Here is a 15,271-nt window from a genome sequence, read left to right as displayed (position 1 = left end):
CGCTCGCCATCGAGGCGACGCGCGGGCGGCTCGCGCTCCTCGGCGCGCGCGCCGAGCTCCGCGCGCGCGACGCGCTCTCCGCGGACGCCTGGCCCCCAGCCGACCTCGTCCTCGCGAACCCGCCCTTCCTGCGCCACGAGTCCCTCCCCTCGCGGGAGAAGGCGCGCGCCGCCCGCGCGAGCGGCCTCTCGCGCCAGGCCGATCTGTCCGCCCACTTCGCCGCCGTGGCGCTCCGGCGCGCGCCGGTCGCCGCGCTCGTGTGGCCGCGCGCGCTCGACACCTCCCGCTCGGCCGCGCCGCTCCTCGCGGACGCCCGCACCCGGGGCGGCTTCGTCCTCCGGCTGCGCTCGCGCGCCGCCGGGAGCTTCGCGGCGTCGGTGGACACGCTCCTGTCCGTCTGGTCCGAGGGCGCCGGCGACGCGCGGCCCGCGGAGGCGACGGTACCGCTCGCGGCGCTCGCCCCCGCGGAGCTCGCGGCGCTCGCGCGGGGGAGCTCTTCGCCGCGGCTCCGGCTGGCACCGCGGACGCGGGCGGCGCCCGCGGGCGCGCGCACGCTCGCCGACGTGTGCGACGTCCGCTTCGGCACGAAGTCCGGCTGCAACGCCTTCTTCCAGCTCAGGCCGCTCGGCGGCGGCCGGTTCGACTCGCCGCTCCTCGGCGAGGTCGCGCTCGCGCCCTCGGACGTGGTCCCGCTCCTCGCGTCGCTCAAGGAGGCGCGGGCGCCGGAGCGCGCCGACCCGGGCCGGGTGCTCTTCCGCCCGCTCGAGCCGTCCCGCGCGGCGCGCGCGTACCTGCAGCGCGGTGAGGCCGCGGGCGTCCACCTCCGCCCGACCTGCGCCGGGCGCGCCCCCTGGTGGCGGCTCGTGCCGGGCCGCGGACCCGCGCCCGTGCTCTACCCCGCCAAGGTGGCCGCGCGCGCGTTCGCGTTCCTGAACGCGGAGGGGCTGTGGGAGGACAAGAAGTGGCACGCGCTCTTCCCGCGCGAGCTCCCGCCCTGGCAGGTGGCGCTCGTCCTCGGCGCGACGCCGGTGCGGCTCGCGATCGACGCGGGCGCGCGGCAGCTCACCGGCGCGCAGGCCATCGCCGACGTCGACTGCCGCGTCCTCGCCGCGGCCCCCTTCCCCGCGCCGGCGGCGCTCGCGGCGGTCGAGGCGGAGCTCGCGTCGGTCCGCGCGGCGCTCGCCGTGGCGCCGGTCACGACCGACGTGCGGGTCATGCTCGCGCGGCCGGCGCAGCGGGAGCTCGACGCGATCGTGGGGCGGGCCCTCGGGCTCGAGCGGCCGGCGGTCGAGCGCGCCCGGCGCGAGCTCGCCCTGCGCGTGGAGCGGCGGCTCGCGCACGCGGAGGCGACCCGCAGGGTCATCGGCGCGTGAGCGCGCGAGGGGCCTCGACGCGCGGCCGGCCTCGGAGGAGCGTTCAGCGCCCGGCGGGTCCGCCCTCGGCGGGCCCGCTCGCGGCGGGGAGCTCGTCGCCCTCGGGCGCGCGCGCGACGGACTCCCGCGCGACGCACTCGGAGCAGGTGCCGATGAGCTCGTGGTGGTGGCTCTCGAGCCGGAACCCGTAGCGCGTCGCCACCTCCCGCTGGAGGATCTCGAAGGCCTCGAACTCGAACTCGACCACCTTGCCGCACCGCCCGCAGCGCAGGTGGTCGTGGTGGTGGCGGCCGAAGGTCGTCTCGTAGCTGCGCGTCTCCCCGGCGAGGATGGCGGGCTCCAGGATGCCCGCCTCCGCGAGGAGCGGGAGCGTGCGGTAGACCGTCGCCTTCGAGCCGCGGATGCCGCGCTGCTTCAGGTCGGCGATGAGCTCGTCGATCGGGTAGTGCCCCTCGCGCGCGAGCGCGGCCTCGACGATGGCGGCGCGGGCCTCCGTGAGGCGGAGGTCCTTCCCCGCGAGAAATCGCTCGAACCGGTCCAGCGCGTCCTGGACCCGTGCGTCCACGCCCTCCGTGCGACCCGGTCTCACGGCCCGTACGCTAGCGAGCGACCGACTCTCGTGTCAACGCACGTCCCCGGAAATGCCGGCGCCCTGCCGGGCGTTCTCCCCGCGCCTGGCGCCCCGCACGCTGTCCATGCGTCCGCCCTTCCGGTAAGAGAGAGCCTCCGTGACTGCCATCGTCAGGGCCGCCGCCGCGACCCTCGCCGTCCTCCTCTCCGCTCCCTCCGCCGCAGAGCCCCCTTCGCAGCGCGACCTCCAGGCCGCGCTCGACAGCATCGTCCAGGGCAGCGCCCTCGCCGGGGCCCGCGCGGGCGTGCTCGTCGCCGACGTGACATCGGGTGACGTGCTCTACGCCCGCGAGGCGGACGTGCTCCTCAACCCCGCCTCGAACGTGAAGCTCGTCACCTCCGCCGCCGCGCTCGCGCGGCTCGGGCCGGGCTACCGCTTCGCGACCGAGTTCCTGGTGGACGCCCCCTCCGCTCGCTCGCCGCAGGTGCGCACCCTCTACGTCCGCGGCCGCGGGGACCCCACGCTCGTCACCGAGCGGCTCTGGGCGATCGCGGGCGAGCTCGCGCACCTCGGCATCCGCAGGGTCGGCGACGTCGTGCTCGACGACGGCTGGTTCGACGCCGAGCGGTACGGCCCTGGCTACGACCAGGAGGAAGGGGACCGGTCCTACCTCGCGCCCACCGGCGCGCTCTCGCTCAACTGGAACGCCGTCGCGGTCTACGTCGGTCCGGGCGCCGGCCGAGGCCAGAAGGGCCGCGTGGAGCTCGAGCCGCAGAGCCCGTTCTTCGAGGTGGTGAACCGCACCCGGACCGTCGGGCCCCGCGGCCGGCGCCACGTGACCGTCGAGTCCTCGCTCGCCGGCGGCAGGCAGCGGATCGTGATCTCCGGGCCCGTGCCCGCCGGCAGCCGCGTGCAGCCGGTGTGGCGGAGGGTGGACGATCCGCCGCGCTACCTCGGCCACACGCTGGCGCGGCTGCTCGAGCTGCGCGGCGTGAAGGTCATGGGCGCCATCCACACCGGCGCGGTGCCGCGCGGCGCGAAGCTCGTCCACGTCGCCACCTCGGACACGCTCGCGGAGATCGTCCGCCGGCTCAACAAGAACTCGAACAACTTCGTCGCCGAGCAGCTCGTGAAGACGCTCGGCGCGGAGGCGAAGGGCGCGCCGGGCTCCTGGCCGAAGGGGATCGAGGCGGTGGGGGAGTTCCTCGCCACGCTCGGCGTCCCGCGCGGCGCCTACGTGATGAAGAACGGCTCCGGCCTGAACGACACGAACCGCTTCAGCGCCAGGCAGCTCGTGACCCTGCTCCGCGCGATGTGGGCGCGCTTCCCGCTCCAGGCGGAGTACGTGACGTCGCTGCCCGTCGCGGGCCGCGACGGGACGATCCGCTGGCGCATGGACGGCACCGCCGCGGACGGCCACCTCCGCGCGAAGACCGGCACGCTCGAGAACGTGACGAGCCTCTCCGGCTACGTCGAGACCGCCGGGCGGCGGACGCTCGCCTTCGCCGTCATCGTGAACGACTACCCCGGCCGCCACGCGGGCGTCGTCCGCGCGGTGGACGCGCTCGGCACCGCCATCGCCGCGAGCGGCGGGACGCGCGAGGGGCTCGAGGCCGCGGTGGCGCTCGCGAACGCGCCGGAGGGGACCGCCGTCCCGGTGGCGACGCCCGCCGATCTCGCCGTCGCGGTCCGCACCTATTACGGCCTCGGACGCGCCGCCGACCCGCGCAACGTCTCGTTCCTCCGCACCGCGCTGCGCACCGAGAGCGACCCCGCCCTCCGGCTCGCGGTCGCCGAGAGCATCTACCTCTCCGAGCCGGACGGCGAGACGGCCCGGCGCGCCTTCCTCGACGCCGCGACCTCGGACCCCCAGGCGCTCGGGCGGCTCCTCGCCGCGCTCGGGCCCGACGAGCCCGTGCCGGTGCTCCCGTCGCTCGGGGATCTCGCCGCCGAGGGCGAGGCCGACGCGCTCGCGCGGCTCCTCGAGCTCGCGCCGGCGGCGGTGAGCGACGCCCGGCTCGGGGCCGCGCTCGCCGAGGTCATGGGGGCCGTGGCGTCGAGCGCGCCCGAGGAGATCCTCACGGCGCTGCGGGCGGCGCCCGCGCCGCTCCAGGAGGCGACGATCTCGGTCCTCGCGCGCGGGCTCGCCGGCGCCGAGGAGGGTGAGCGGCCGTTCCGCGAGGCGCTGCGCGCGGCGGGCGAGAAGCCGGGGGACGCGGGCGCGTTCGCGCGGGCGCTCGAGCCGCGCCTCGAGGCGGCGCTCCAGGCCGGCGCCGCGGTCCGCGCGGCGCCCGCCCTCCTGCCCGCCTCCACGGCCCCGGCCACGCCGCGAAGGTGAGGCCGCAGGCCCGCGCGCCGATCCCGGGGGCGACGTCAGAGCGCCCTGCTAGACCTACCTGCACGGCGTGCGACGCACGGTGCGCGGCCCGCCGAGTTCGACGAAGCCGGCCCACGAGCCGGCCTCACGACGCCGGCGGACATACCGCCGATTTCAGACGCCGGCGGACAAGCCGTCGGCCACGCGGAAAAGGAGAGCGGCGCCATGGTGAACAGGGTCATCCTCGTCGGGAATCTCGGGAAGGATCCCGAGGTCCGGTACACGTCCGGCGGCCAGGCGGTCGCGAACCTCCGCATCGCCACCTCCCGCTCCTGGACCGACAAGCAGTCCGGCCAGAAGAAGGAGGAGACGGAGTGGCACGACGTCGAGGTCTGGGGGAAGCAGGCCGAGCAGTGCGGTGAGTACCTGGCGAAGGGCCGCCAGGTCTACGTCGAGGGCCGCCTCAAGACCGACAAGTGGCAGGACAAGGCGTCCGGCCAGGAGCGCTACAAGGTGAAGGTCGTCGCCGAGACGGTCCGATTCCTCGGCGGCGGCGCCGGCGGCGGCCGCGGCGGCGGGACGGGCGGCGGCGCGCGCGGCGGCGGTCACGGTCCCGACGAGCTCACGCCTCCCGGCGGCTTCGAGGACGACGGCGGCCACGGCGGCGGTGGCGGCGGCGGCGGGCCGGACGACATTCCGTTCTAGTCCGAACCCGAGCGAGAACGCTCGAGGAGACGGCGGAGACCTCAGGGTCTTCGCCGTTTTCGCTTCAGGGGTCCCGTCGCGCAGGTGGACACGAATCCCGGGGCGCGCGCCGCCCCCCGCTACGGGTCCTTGAGGAGGGTCTCTCCCTTCACGAACCAGGAGACCCCGAACGCCCAGAGCGCGAGGGACTCCAGCCAGAACACGGGCTTCAGCTGCTGGACGGGAGTCTCGTCGAGCGCGAGCTTGTACAGGCCGATGAGGCCGATGCACGCGAGCATCACCACGCCGCACGCGCGATAGACGGCGTTGCGCGCCCGCTTCATGCGGGTCGGCGTGCCGCTCGTCTTCGTGAACAGGAAGAGCGAGAAGTAGGCGAGCACGAGGAAGAGCAGGCTGGCCGAGGCGAAGTGGGCGACCTGCTCGAGGCGCGTCCCCGTGTTCGGGAAGAGGGCGGTGCCGATCGCGAAGACGCAGGCGAGGTCGCCCGCGACGTCGTCCCGCTTCTCGTACCCACGATAGGTGAAGAGGAACCAGGCGATGGTGAAGAGCGTGCCGACGAAGACGTCCCGCGTCCGCAGGCCGTAGTAGTCGCTGATCGAGGGCAGGACGCGGAAGACCCCGAGGATCGAGAAGCCCCAGAGCGCGATCACGACGGGGAGGGACACGCCCAGCACGCCAACGACCCGGCGCAGGGTCAGGTACGAGACGATGACGGGCTGATGCGGGTCGGGAGCCGGGGCCATCGGTGAGACGATTGTGGCTGAACCCTCGGTCGCAGTCACCCGTGCCATCCGGGCTTCCCCTTCACCGGAGGTCAGCGCTCGCCGTAAGGAACCGTCCTGCAACGGTGAGCTCTTGCGCGGTCCAAGCACACACCGATAAGTGGAGCCCATGACGCGCACCGCGCTCGTGGTGATCGACGTGCAAAAGGGGATCTTCGCCGGCAAGCAAACCTCGCCGCGCTGGCCGGAGATCCTGGAGCGCATCGGCGCGCTCGCCGCCCGCGCCGCCGCAGCCGGCCTCCCGGTCATCTACGTGCAGCACGACGGCGGTCCGGGTCACCGGCTGGAGGTGGGCGGCGAGGGCTGGCAGCTCGACCCGGTGCTGGCCCGGACGCCCCCGTCGGCGGTGTGCCGCAAGACCGCCTGCGACGCGTTCTTCGAGACCCCCCTGCAGGCGGAGCTCAATCGCCGCGGGGTGAAGCAGCTCCTCGTCGCCGGCTGCATGAGCCAGTTCTGCGTCGACACCACCTGTCGTCGCGCCGTGTCGCTGGGCTACGACGTGGTCCTGGTCGGCGATGCCCACGCCACCGCGGACAGCGGCGCCCTCGTCGCGGACCAGATCATCGCCCACCTCAACGACACGCTCGACGGGTTCGAGGCCGGCAGCGCCGCGGTGACGGTGAGGTCCGCGGCCGGGCTGCCGCTGGAGGCATGGGCCGGCGAGTAGAGCCCCCGAGAAAGATCTCTCGCTCACGCCGGGCCGAGCGGGATGAAGTACTCGCCGGCCTCGTGCTCGGCCCACTCGCGGCGATCCACGAACAGGAGCGCTACAAGGTGGTCGTCGCCGAGACGGTCCGCTTCCTCGGCTGCGGCGGCGGTCGCGGCGGCGGTCGCGGCGGCGGCGGGTCGGACGACATTCCGTTCTATTCTCGACCCGTACGTCGGCGTCAGCAGAGCGGCGGAAGGCCTCGTGCCTTCTGCCGTTTCTGAATCCGAGCTTCATCGGCAGGGCTTGCCGTAGCGCTGAGTCAGTCCGTCAAGCTCGACCTGCATGCCCTCGCATCCAGCCCTGGAGCTTCGGTCGCCGAATGGTGACCGGGGCTTCGCGTTTCCGGCGAAGTGTTCGCCGTCCCCGAGGAGTTGGGGAAGGAGTAGACTGTGAGTCGAGTATCCGAGTCATCGCTGGAGGAGCGCATGGCGCAGCAGAGTCCTCGTGTCGTCGCGACCATCATCTGGGCGGCGCTTCTCGCGGGCCCGACGGTGTTTCTCGGCGTCGCGCTCTTCCTCGTCGTGTCACTCCGGGGCGGAGCCGGGCTCGGTGCACCGCTCGCCGAGCCGGCGCTGATCGGGGGCTCGCTCGCCCTCTCCGTGGTCACCATGGCCCTGTCGTGGCTCTGGGCCGCCCGGATGCGGATCGTGCGGCCTGCGCAGGGCGGCGTCGCTCAGCGGGGCGCCCCCGCATTTCCGCCGGGCCCCGAGGCGGACGCCGTCGCGCGGCTCGTCGTGGCGTGCGCCCTCTGCGAGGGCGGTGCGCTCGCCGCGATCATCGTGTTCATGCAGACCGGGAAGGTGCTCGCGCTCGCGCCGTACGCGCTCTCCTGGCTCGCTCTCGCGGCGCACTTTCCCGGAGACCGCCACTGGGCTCAGCTCAGCGGCCTGCCCGCCGGCACGGCGCGGAACCCCATGATCCGCGGCTGAGCCGCGGCGAGACGATTGCCCGCGCCGTCGGAGCCGCGAAGGGCCTCGTGCCTTTTGCCGTTTTCCGTTTCTTCTGGGCTCGAGCTGTTGCCCGAACTTATGGGAAGCTCTCCATAAGCGGCGTTATGTGGCGGTTCGGATTATGCGGACCTCGCCCCGCGAGGACCCACAGGCGTGCGATCCGCTCCGCGATCCGTTCACATAACGAGGCAAGAGGCAACGCTATGAGGCGGGCGCGGGTCGGCTTCAGTTCGGCGTCCGCGTGCTGTCCGACGCGGAGCTCCGCCGAGGGGTCGCTCACGGAGTGCCCCGCGTCACCGAGGGATGCGTTGCGCGAGCCCGTCCGCATCGGCGCGCACGGCGTCATCTTCGTCCACAATCATCCAAGCGGGGACCCTACCGCGAGCGTTGATGACGGGGACCTCACCGAGCGGCTGCGCGCCGCGTCTGAGCTGGTCGGGGTGGTGGCCCGTGACCACGTCATCGTGGCGGGGTGGATACTTCTCATTCGTCGAGCGGGCCGTTGGCGGAGGTAGGGGACGCGCACTGGGCTGCCTAGAGAAGACCCGGAAGACCGCCAAGCGCGCCGCAGCCGGCGTCGAGCCCAGGCCGGCGACGGAGCGCCGGAGCTGACCCCGGCCCCGCCCGGCGAGGGCCGGCTCGACGCCATGCTGGCGTACCTGAAACCCACGATGAGGAGCGGCGGATGCACCCCTAGTTCTTTCACCCGGATTTCACCCGGCGAGCGTGGCGACCCACGGGTCGCTCGGCCAGCGCTCTGCTATGCTCCGCTGAATGCGAGCGCTACTCTCCAAGGCGTCCATGCGGGCGATGGCTTCTCGAGCGCCACTGGCCGTGCTGGTCTTGGGGCTGTTGGGGGCTGCGCCATCGCGGCACAGCCTCCTCGCCGATCGTTCAACTCAGCAGCTCTCCTTCGTCCCGACGAGCTATCTGGCGGTCAGTACGGGGCGCGTGTTTCGCGTCATCTGGAAGGGCCCCGTTACCGACAGCGCGGGAGCGAAGATCGGCAGCAAACTGACTTACCTCGGGGATAGCCGGGACCACGCGGTGGCTCGGCACGCCGCCGACGAACTGATGCTGGCAATGGGGCCGCAGTTTCAGATGGACGGCGAGACGCATGTGGTCGTGCTCGAGATGCTCGACTTCGTTCCCAGTCGCGCCTTCAACTTGGCCATCGGCTACCCCATCACCTTCTCGCTCCAAGATGGTCGATGGCGGAGAGTGATGGTGCCGCCGGAGCGCACGAAGACGATCGGCAGCGGGCCCATCCCCTCGATCGATGACCCTGCCTACCCGTTCGATCCAGCGGCGCTGGCTGCGGCCGCGCACGTGGCGGAACAGTGGATGGCAGCGCTAGATGCCGGGAACGCAGGCGCACTGCTCGCCAAGATGAGCGACCACTACGCCGCTGAGGTATCGGCCAATGGAGCCCGATTCGAGCGCTTCGTCGCTAGCCGAGCGGGACCGAACAGCTCCGCCGCTCATCGAGAGCTCTACCGCATGCAGGCTCAGGCCAACCCATCGCTTCCCGGCGGACGTGGTGTGCTCGTCATGTTCGATGTGCAGGCGGGTTCCTTTGGCCATGCTCTAGAGCAGGTTGGCTTGGCGCAGGAACGAGGCCAGTGGAGGGTATGGAACTTCGTGTCCCAGTCCTTCAAGAAGTCGATGTGACCGGCGGCGTCTGCCGCCTCCAGGTACTTTCTGCAGCTACTGGGTCATCCACGGTGCTCTTTTTCCTGACGCAGCTGAACATCGCGACGGCAGTCGTTCGTCGATGAAGCGTCGTCTTGTCATGTGGCAATGACGTCGCGAGGACGGCGTGACCCAAGTCGATTTGCTGCTGAGATCGGAGATCCACGCTTACGTTCCGACTTTTCGAGCACCATCGTCGGAGCCGATCTGGACAGAGTGGGGTGACACCACACCAACCGGTGTCCAGCTCGTGTTGTACGGCACGCACAGGAAGGACCACTTCGGCTCGCTCGGAGCATTCTGGGTCCATGCGTTATTCAATTTTCTGGAGGACAGGTTCGAGGACGACGCGGTCGATGCGCTTGCGAGCGCGAGCCTCTGTCGCGAGTCGACTCCGAGCGAGGTCGTGCAAACAATCCAGTCGCGGGTCGGTCGGCCGCTGGAACACCAGGAGCGCGTCGCGATGCTCCTTGAAGAACGACCGCCGGCGCCGCGCGTGTTCACGATGCTCGAGTCCGAAAGGTATTGGGCTACCCTGATCGATGCCGCGAGAACGTGCGCCGCGGTATTCTTGGCCGAACCCGCCTGGCGCCCGTAGTTGTCCGGCCGCGCCGTCGCGAGTTCGCTTCTCGTATCCGCCGGTGTCGTCGCGCCGTGTCGCTCGGCTACGACGTGGTCCTGGTCGGCGATGCCCACGCCACCGCGGACAGCGGCGCCCTCAGCGCGGACCAGATCATCGCCCACCTCAACGACACGCTCGACGGGTTCGACGCCGGCAGCGCCGCGGTGACGGTGAGGTCCGCGGCCGGGCTGCCGCTGGAGGCATGGGCCGGCGAGTAGAGCCCCCGAGAAAGACCGCTGCGAGATCTCTCGCTCACGCCGGGCCGCGGGCGTCCGCAGTGACGCGCAGCCCACCGAGCTCGACCCGGACGCCGCGCCCCGTCGCGCGCGCCCTGGCGTTCACGTGCTCGGCCGCCGCGAGGTCCTCGATCGCGAGCCCCAGCGACTTGAACACCGTGATCTCGCCGGCAGAGGTCCGGCCGGGGACGCGCCCGAGGAGCACGTCGCCCAGCTCGCCACGCAGGTGATCGGGCGTGATGGCCCGCTCCGCGAGCGGGATGAGGTACTCGCCGGCCTCGTGCTGGGCCGACTCGCGGCGATCCACGAAGAGGCGCGCGCGCCGCACCGCCTCGGTGTCCAGCTCGCGCGCGGTCGGGAGCGCGGTCCCGACCGCGTTCACGTGCACGCCCGGAGAGAGCCAAGCGCCCGCGAGGACGGGCGTCCGCGAGGAGGTGACGGTGCACACGAGGTCGGCGCCCGCCACGGCCTCGCGCGCGTCCGGCACCGGCTCGATGGCGAGCCCGTGCCGGGCGCCCTCGCGTGTCGCGAAGCGGCGGGCGTGCTCGACGTCGCGGCTCCAGACGCGCACCCGCCGCAGGCGCCGCACGAGCTTCATCGCCTCCAGATGGCTGGAGGCCTGCACTCCGGACCCGAGGAGCGCGAGATCGCCGGCGTCCGGCCGCGCGAGCACGCGGGTCGCCACCGCGCTCACCGCTGCGGTGCGGATGGCGGTGACCGCGCTGCCGTCCAGGATCGCGCGCAGGCTGCCGTGGCGCGCCTCGAAGAGGAGCACCGCGCCTTGGTGCGAGTCGAACGCGGTGCCCTCGTTCTCCTGCATCACGGCGACGACCTTCAGCCCGAACGCGCCCGCAGCAGGGTGAAGACCGGGCATGACCGCGAGCAGCCCGCGGCCGTCAGGGAAGGCCAGCATCGACCGCACGGGCACATGCGCCTCACCTCGCGACAGCGCGCCGAGTGCCTCGGCCATGACCTCGATGCACTCCTGCATCGGCAGGAGCGCCGTCACGTCCTGCTGCGACAGGATCAGGACCTCGTGAGGATCCACCTCGAACCTCCGGGGGCGAGAGGCTCTCCACGTGCGAGTCCTTAGCGCGCCGCGGCCCCGGCGCACGCGTCTCGTCGGCGGGGATGCGCGCCGTGTACGCGCTCGACCTGAGGCAATACAGCGGCCGCCCTGGATCTCGCGGGCGGTTGCCGGCGAGCGACGTAGTAACATCCGGCCGAGCCAACGGTCGGCGCGGCCTCCGATCCCCCATGAGTCCAGGTCCGAAGAGCCGGCGAAACGCCTCCCACTGACGAACACCGCGTTGACGAGCCGCCACGCCGAGCCGCTGCTGGATCACGCCGACGCCCTCCTCTCCGTCGGGCGCCACGCCGAGGCGGAGCGCCTCGCACGCGACGCGCTCGGGGCGGCGCCGGAGAGCGAACGCGGCCACGGGCTGCTGGCCCGTGCACTCGGTGGCCAGGGCCGATTCGATGAGGGCGTGGCGGCCGTCGAGGCCGGTCTCTCGCTCCATCCGACGTCGGAGTGGCTCCATCGGGTTCGCGCGCTCGCGCTCTGGCAGGCAGGGCGCCACGAGGCCGCGCTCGCGGCAGCTGGCGCGGCCCTTCGGCTCGACCCTCGTTCGCCCGGAGGGCACCACGTACGTTCCCTGGCGCTCCTTGCGCTGCGACGGATCCGGGAGGCGCGAGCCGCTGCGGAGGAGGCGGTGATGCTCGCTCCGGAGGTGCACGAGTACCGTGCCCACCTGGGCGACACCTGGTTGAAGGAGTCCCCCGCGACGGCGGAGGCACACTACCGGGCCAGCCTGACCCTCGACCCCGAGCGGCCGCTCACGCTCAACAATCTCGGCGTGGCGCTGATGAAGCTCCGCCGGCTCGACGACGCGGCCCGGGCTTTCAAGGCGGCGCTGGCCATCGACCCAGGCCTGCGGCAGGCGAAGGTTAACGCGTTCGCCGTCTCCAACCCGGTCATGCGATCACGCTGGGTCGCCTGGCTCGGGCTCGCGGTCGGCGTGGGGGTTGCCGGACTCACCTGGCATCGCCTCCACTCGAACAGCGAGGCCAGCTGGACGCTCTGGGGCGGGGTGGGACTCGCGGCGATTTACCTCGTCGCGATGAGCTGGGTCGTGCGCTCGGGGTTGCGGCGACTGGCCGTCGTCGACCCCGAGACTCACGCGCTCCGCGGTCGAGTCGCGGCCGACCTGCATGCGGACCGGATCCCCGGCGGGCCCTGGACTCGCCGCCTCGGCGCCGGCCTCGCAGCGTTCGGGGCGCTGACGCTGGCGGCCAGCCTGGTGCTCGAGATCATGGTGGTGCGGCAGTGGCTCGCCTTCCCTCCGGAACCGCGGCGCACCTCGCTCGAGGAGGCGCGCCCGGGAGAGTGGGTGGCGCTTAGCGATGCCACGCTCGTCTGCGACTCCCGCCGGGAGGTTCGTGCCGGCACCTTCTATGCGGGCCTGAGCACCGGCGGGCGGCCGTTCCTGGCGAGCTTCGCCGACCCGGTGGACTGCTCGGCCGCGCAGGCCGGTCTGCGCGGCGTTCTCATCGAGCTGGTGCCGCGGCTCGCGGCGACGCTGGACGGCGCCGGCTTCCCGGTTCCAGCGGGCGATCCGCCGAGGCTCTGCACCGAATGCGGCCCCTCCGAGAGCCGGCTGTTCGTGGTCGTGCTGCTCGGCTTCGCGGCGATCGCGGCCTTCCTCCTGCGAGAGGGGCTGAAGCAGTGGCGCCGCGGGCGGGCCGCAAGCAGCGCGTGAGCGATCACGTCAGCGTCGATTCCGGAGCTCACTGCTCGAGCAGCCGCTTCAGGGCGTTCAGGTCCCGCTCCACCCAGCGCGCGTCCTCCGCGAGCCTCTCGTCGGACGTGCCCTCCTGACGGAGGAGCGTGAAGACGACCTCGCTCCCGTCGCCGTTCTCGACCACTCGCATCGAGACGTGAACCCGCTCACCGGACGCCAGCACGACGTCGTGGTCCAGGACTCCGAGGTCGTTCCGCGGCGCGAACCTGACCTTCACCTTTCCCGCCGGGGCGTCCGCGATCCACTCTCCGTTCACGTGGGCGATCGTGCCCGCGAGCCCCGTGGCCCAGCGCGGCAGGTTCTCCGGGTTGGACGCGAACGCGTAGACCTCGCCCGGCGGGCGATCGATCGAGATGCTGACGTGCCGGACCTCGTGGAGGGTGCCCATCGGCTCGGTCCTTTCGCCGGGCTCCGCTCGCCGTAACCGCAGGAGGTGAGCCCCGCCAGCGAAACGGGGCGCGCCAAAGGACGAGCCGCGGCGCCGTCCGCGCGGGTTCCGCTCCTCGCCGGACCCCAACGTCGCGTGCGCGAGAGCGAGCGCTCCGCCGCGAACGATCGCCGCGCCCCGCTCTGCAAGCGCCTCTGGCGGGCACTCCCGCCCACACACGCACGTGAACGGAGCGTGGCGGGGTGCCGCCCCCACCTCCGCCGACCTCCCCGGCCGGCGGGTTGCGGACGAAGACTGTCCGCACCGACCTTGGGTTGGTAGGCTCCAGGCCCCTCCGCATGCCCCCGTCCATCGTCGAGAAATACGAGCAGATCCTCGCCGCAGATCCCCGGTCGCGCATCTTCGTCGAGCTCGCGAAGGCGCTCGTCGAGCGTGGCGAGGCGACGCGGGCGGCGGAGGTCTGCCGCCGCGGCCTCGAGCACCACCCCTCGTCGATCCTCGGGCGCGTGGTCTGGGGTCGCGCGCTCCTCGAGACGGGCGAGCCGGCGGGCGCGCTCGCGCAGTTCGAGGCCGCCGTCGCGGTCGACGCGTCGAGCCCATACGCCTTCAACCTCGTCGGCGAGGCGCTGCTCGCGAAGAAGCTCCACGCCGAGGCGCTGCCGTATCTCGAGCGCGCCCTCGAGCTCCAGCCGGCCGACACACGCGTGCGCGGCTGGGTGGAGCAGGCGCGGCGGCAGCTCGGGGTGACGCCGCCGTCGGCGCCCGCGCGCGCCGCCGCCGAGGACGACGACGAGACGACGGTCGCGCTCGGGATCTCGAGGAAGGCGCGGACCGCGACGCCGACCGCGACCGGGACGCCGACCGCGACCGCGAGCCCGACCGCGCCCGCGACCCCGAACCCGACCCCGACCTCGACCGCTACTGGTGGCGGCGAGGCGGAGCCCGGCGCCGAGAGCTCGCGCCCTCCCCCGCCCGTCCTCTCGCGCGTCGCGCCCTCCGCACCGGGCCCGTCGAGCGACAGCGACGCAAGCCCCGGCACCCCGGCGGCGCCGCCCACCCCGCCCCCGCTGCGCGCCCCGCCGACGCCTCCGCCGCTCCGCGCCGATGCGGAGCGGTCCGTCCTCTACATGATCCCGGGCGAGTCCACCCGCGACGTCATCGGACCCTCCTCCGCCTCCCGGCCGAGCGCGCCGCGCGCGGCCGCGCCGGCTCCGAGCGCCGCCGAGGCCGACCGGCTCGCGCAGCAGTTCGCCGAGGAGCTGCGGCAGAAGCTCCTCGCGGAGACGCCCGTGGCGCCCGCGTCCCGGGTGCGGCTGAACCGCCGCGTCCTCGGCGCCGCGGCGCTCGTGCTCGCGATCGGCGCCGCCGCCGCCGTCTACCTCGTGGCGGACGCCCGCCGCGCCACGGCGCTCGCCGCGACCGCGGCGGTCCGCGCGCGCGCGGGCCTCGGCCGCGACACCCTCGGCTCGCTCGGCGAGGCCGCCCGGCTCCTGTCGGAGGCCCGCCGCGCCTCGGACGACCCGGAGCTCGTCTCGCTCTCCGCGCAGGTCGCGGCGGTGCTCGCCGCCGAGCACGGCGACGACGGGGCGCGCCGGCTCGCGGCGGAGCTCGCCCGGGATCCGCGCTCCGGCGACGGTGGCCGGGCGGCGGAGTACCTGCTCGCTGCGACGCCCGACGAGGTGAAGGCCGCCGAGGCCTCGCTCCTCGACGCCCACCCGTCGTCCCCCCCGCTCGTCCAGGCGCTCGCGGGGCGCGTGCTCGTGGGCCGCGGCGAGCTCGAGGCGGGCCGCGGACGGCTGGAGATCGCGGCGCGCTCGAACCCGCCGCTCCTCCGCGCACTCGCGGACCTCGGCGACCTCGCGCTGCGCGAAGGCGACGCGGACCGCGCGCTCGCCCTCTACGGCGCCGCGCTCGGCGCCCACGCCACCCACCCGCGCTCGGTCGTGGGCGCCGCCGAGGCGCGCCTCGCGCTCGGCAGGGACCTCGACGCCTCCGCGCGCGAGCTCGCCGCCGTGGAGGCGGACCCCGGCAGCGCGCCGCCGCGCGACCTCCGCCTCCGCTTCCAGCTCGTCGCCGCCCGCGTCGAGGTCGCGCGGGGCGAGCCGGCCGCCGCCGCCGCGCGCCT

14 protein-coding genes and 1 pseudogene are annotated in these 15,271 nt (G+C 73.5%); 11 read left to right on the top strand and 4 right to left on the bottom strand.

The window, feature by feature from the left end; genetic code table 11:
- On the top strand, positions 1 to 1,373 hold a 1,373-nt coding region (locus tag MNY60_RS21085; RefSeq protein WP_242361786.1), incomplete at its 5' end, for a type VI secretion system protein.
- Positions 1,374 to 1,416: 43 nt separating this feature from the next.
- On the opposite strand, the gene MNY60_RS21080 is transcribed toward MNY60_RS21085, so the two are convergent.
- Positions 1,417 to 1,962 carry a Fur family transcriptional regulator gene (locus MNY60_RS21080; protein ID WP_242341105.1) on the bottom strand — a complete coding sequence of 182 codons (546 nt, stop codon included), beginning with the start codon at positions 1,960 to 1,962 and terminating at the stop codon, positions 1,417 to 1,419.
- A gap of 139 nt (positions 1,963 to 2,101) precedes the next feature.
- On the opposite strand from MNY60_RS21080, the gene dacB reads away from it, so the two are divergent.
- Both dacB and MNY60_RS21070 read left to right on the top strand, forming a co-directional pair.
- The gene (gene dacB / locus MNY60_RS21075) at positions 2,102 to 4,282 is read left to right on the top strand and encodes a D-alanyl-D-alanine carboxypeptidase/D-alanyl-D-alanine-endopeptidase (RefSeq protein ID WP_242341104.1); all 2,181 of its coding nucleotides are present in this window, start codon (positions 2,102 to 2,104) and stop codon (positions 4,280 to 4,282) included.
- Positions 4,283 to 4,486: 204 nt separating this feature from the next.
- The gene (locus MNY60_RS21070) at positions 4,487 to 4,966 is read left to right on the top strand and encodes a single-stranded DNA-binding protein (protein WP_242341103.1); all 480 of its coding nucleotides are present in this window, start codon (positions 4,487 to 4,489) and stop codon (positions 4,964 to 4,966) included.
- 119 nt (positions 4,967 to 5,085) lie between these two features.
- Here MNY60_RS21070 and MNY60_RS21065 read toward each other — a convergent pair whose 3' ends face one another.
- A complete protein-coding gene (locus tag MNY60_RS21065; RefSeq protein WP_242341102.1) occupies positions 5,086 to 5,709 on the bottom strand; it encodes a hypothetical protein in 624 nt (207 codons plus the stop codon).
- A gap of 148 nt (positions 5,710 to 5,857) precedes the next feature.
- Here MNY60_RS21065 and MNY60_RS21060 point away from each other — a divergent pair, with 148 nt between their 5' ends.
- From MNY60_RS21060 to MNY60_RS21035, 6 genes and pseudogenes are all read left to right on the top strand, one after another.
- Positions 5,858 to 6,415, top strand: coding sequence for a cysteine hydrolase family protein (locus tag MNY60_RS21060; protein WP_242361784.1), 558 nt, complete (start codon positions 5,858 to 5,860; stop codon positions 6,413 to 6,415).
- A gap of 467 nt (positions 6,416 to 6,882) precedes the next feature.
- Positions 6,883 to 7,386 (top strand): hypothetical protein, encoded by a 504-nt coding sequence (locus MNY60_RS21055; RefSeq protein ID WP_242361783.1) that lies wholly within the window; start codon positions 6,883 to 6,885, stop codon positions 7,384 to 7,386.
- Positions 7,387 to 7,670: 284 nt separating this feature from the next.
- Positions 7,671 to 7,922, top strand: a pseudogene (locus tag MNY60_RS21050) (JAB domain-containing protein); the annotation flags it as partial.
- Between the two features lie 259 nt (positions 7,923 to 8,181).
- Positions 8,182 to 9,078 carry a hypothetical protein gene (locus tag MNY60_RS21045; protein ID WP_242361780.1) on the top strand — a complete coding sequence of 299 codons (897 nt, stop codon included), beginning with the start codon at positions 8,182 to 8,184 and terminating at the stop codon, positions 9,076 to 9,078.
- Positions 9,079 to 9,226: 148 nt separating this feature from the next.
- On the top strand, positions 9,227 to 9,697 hold the full coding sequence (locus MNY60_RS21040) for a hypothetical protein (protein ID WP_242361777.1): 471 nt from the start codon (positions 9,227 to 9,229) through the stop codon (positions 9,695 to 9,697).
- 56 nt (positions 9,698 to 9,753) lie between these two features.
- Complete coding sequence (locus tag MNY60_RS21035) at positions 9,754 to 9,939, top strand: hypothetical protein (RefSeq protein WP_242361773.1); 186 nt, start codon at positions 9,754 to 9,756, stop codon at positions 9,937 to 9,939.
- A gap of 34 nt (positions 9,940 to 9,973) precedes the next feature.
- Here MNY60_RS21035 and MNY60_RS21030 read toward each other — a convergent pair whose 3' ends face one another.
- On the bottom strand, positions 9,974 to 11,005 hold the full coding sequence (locus tag MNY60_RS21030; RefSeq protein ID WP_242361771.1) for an ornithine cyclodeaminase family protein: 1,032 nt from the start codon (positions 11,003 to 11,005) through the stop codon (positions 9,974 to 9,976).
- A 262-nt stretch (positions 11,006 to 11,267) separates the two neighbouring features.
- Between MNY60_RS21030 and MNY60_RS21025 the strand changes: the two genes are divergently transcribed.
- On the top strand, positions 11,268 to 12,716 hold the full coding sequence (locus MNY60_RS21025; protein ID WP_242361769.1) for a tetratricopeptide repeat protein: 1,449 nt from the start codon (positions 11,268 to 11,270) through the stop codon (positions 12,714 to 12,716).
- 28 nt (positions 12,717 to 12,744) lie between these two features.
- On the opposite strand, the gene MNY60_RS21020 is transcribed toward MNY60_RS21025, so the two are convergent.
- On the bottom strand, positions 12,745 to 13,146 hold the full coding sequence (locus tag MNY60_RS21020; protein WP_242361767.1) for an SRPBCC family protein: 402 nt from the start codon (positions 13,144 to 13,146) through the stop codon (positions 12,745 to 12,747).
- 338 nt (positions 13,147 to 13,484) lie between these two features.
- Here MNY60_RS21020 and MNY60_RS21015 point away from each other — a divergent pair.
- Positions 13,485 to 15,271, top strand: a 1,787-nt coding sequence (locus MNY60_RS21015; RefSeq protein ID WP_242361765.1) for a M48 family metallopeptidase, incomplete at its 3' end; no start/stop codon positions are given.

It is taken from the genome of Anaeromyxobacter sp. SG17 (genome assembly GCF_022690695.1).
In the GTDB taxonomy this organism is placed as follows: Bacteria; Myxococcota; Myxococcia; order Myxococcales; family Anaeromyxobacteraceae; genus Anaeromyxobacter; species Anaeromyxobacter soli.
This window is presented reverse-complemented; position numbering and strand designations above follow the sequence as displayed.

Bases quoted from the DNA above. Each gene is read 5' to 3' on its own strand.
- MNY60_RS21060 (WP_242361784.1), top strand. From the start codon at position 5,858: ATGACGCGCACCGCGCTCGTGGTGATCGACGTGCAAAAGGGGATCTTC.
- MNY60_RS21020 (WP_242361767.1), bottom strand. From the start codon at position 13,146: ATGGGCACCCTCCACGAGGTCCGGCACGTCAGCATCTCGATCGATCGC.
- MNY60_RS21045 (WP_242361780.1), top strand. From the start codon at position 8,182: ATGCGAGCGCTACTCTCCAAGGCGTCCATGCGGGCGATGGCTTCTCGA.
- MNY60_RS21070 (WP_242341103.1), top strand. From the start codon at position 4,487: ATGGTGAACAGGGTCATCCTCGTCGGGAATCTCGGGAAGGATCCCGAG.
- MNY60_RS21055 (WP_242361783.1), top strand. From the start codon at position 6,883: ATGGCGCAGCAGAGTCCTCGTGTCGTCGCGACCATCATCTGGGCGGCG.
- MNY60_RS21065 (WP_242341102.1), bottom strand. From the start codon at position 5,709: ATGGCCCCGGCTCCCGACCCGCATCAGCCCGTCATCGTCTCGTACCTG.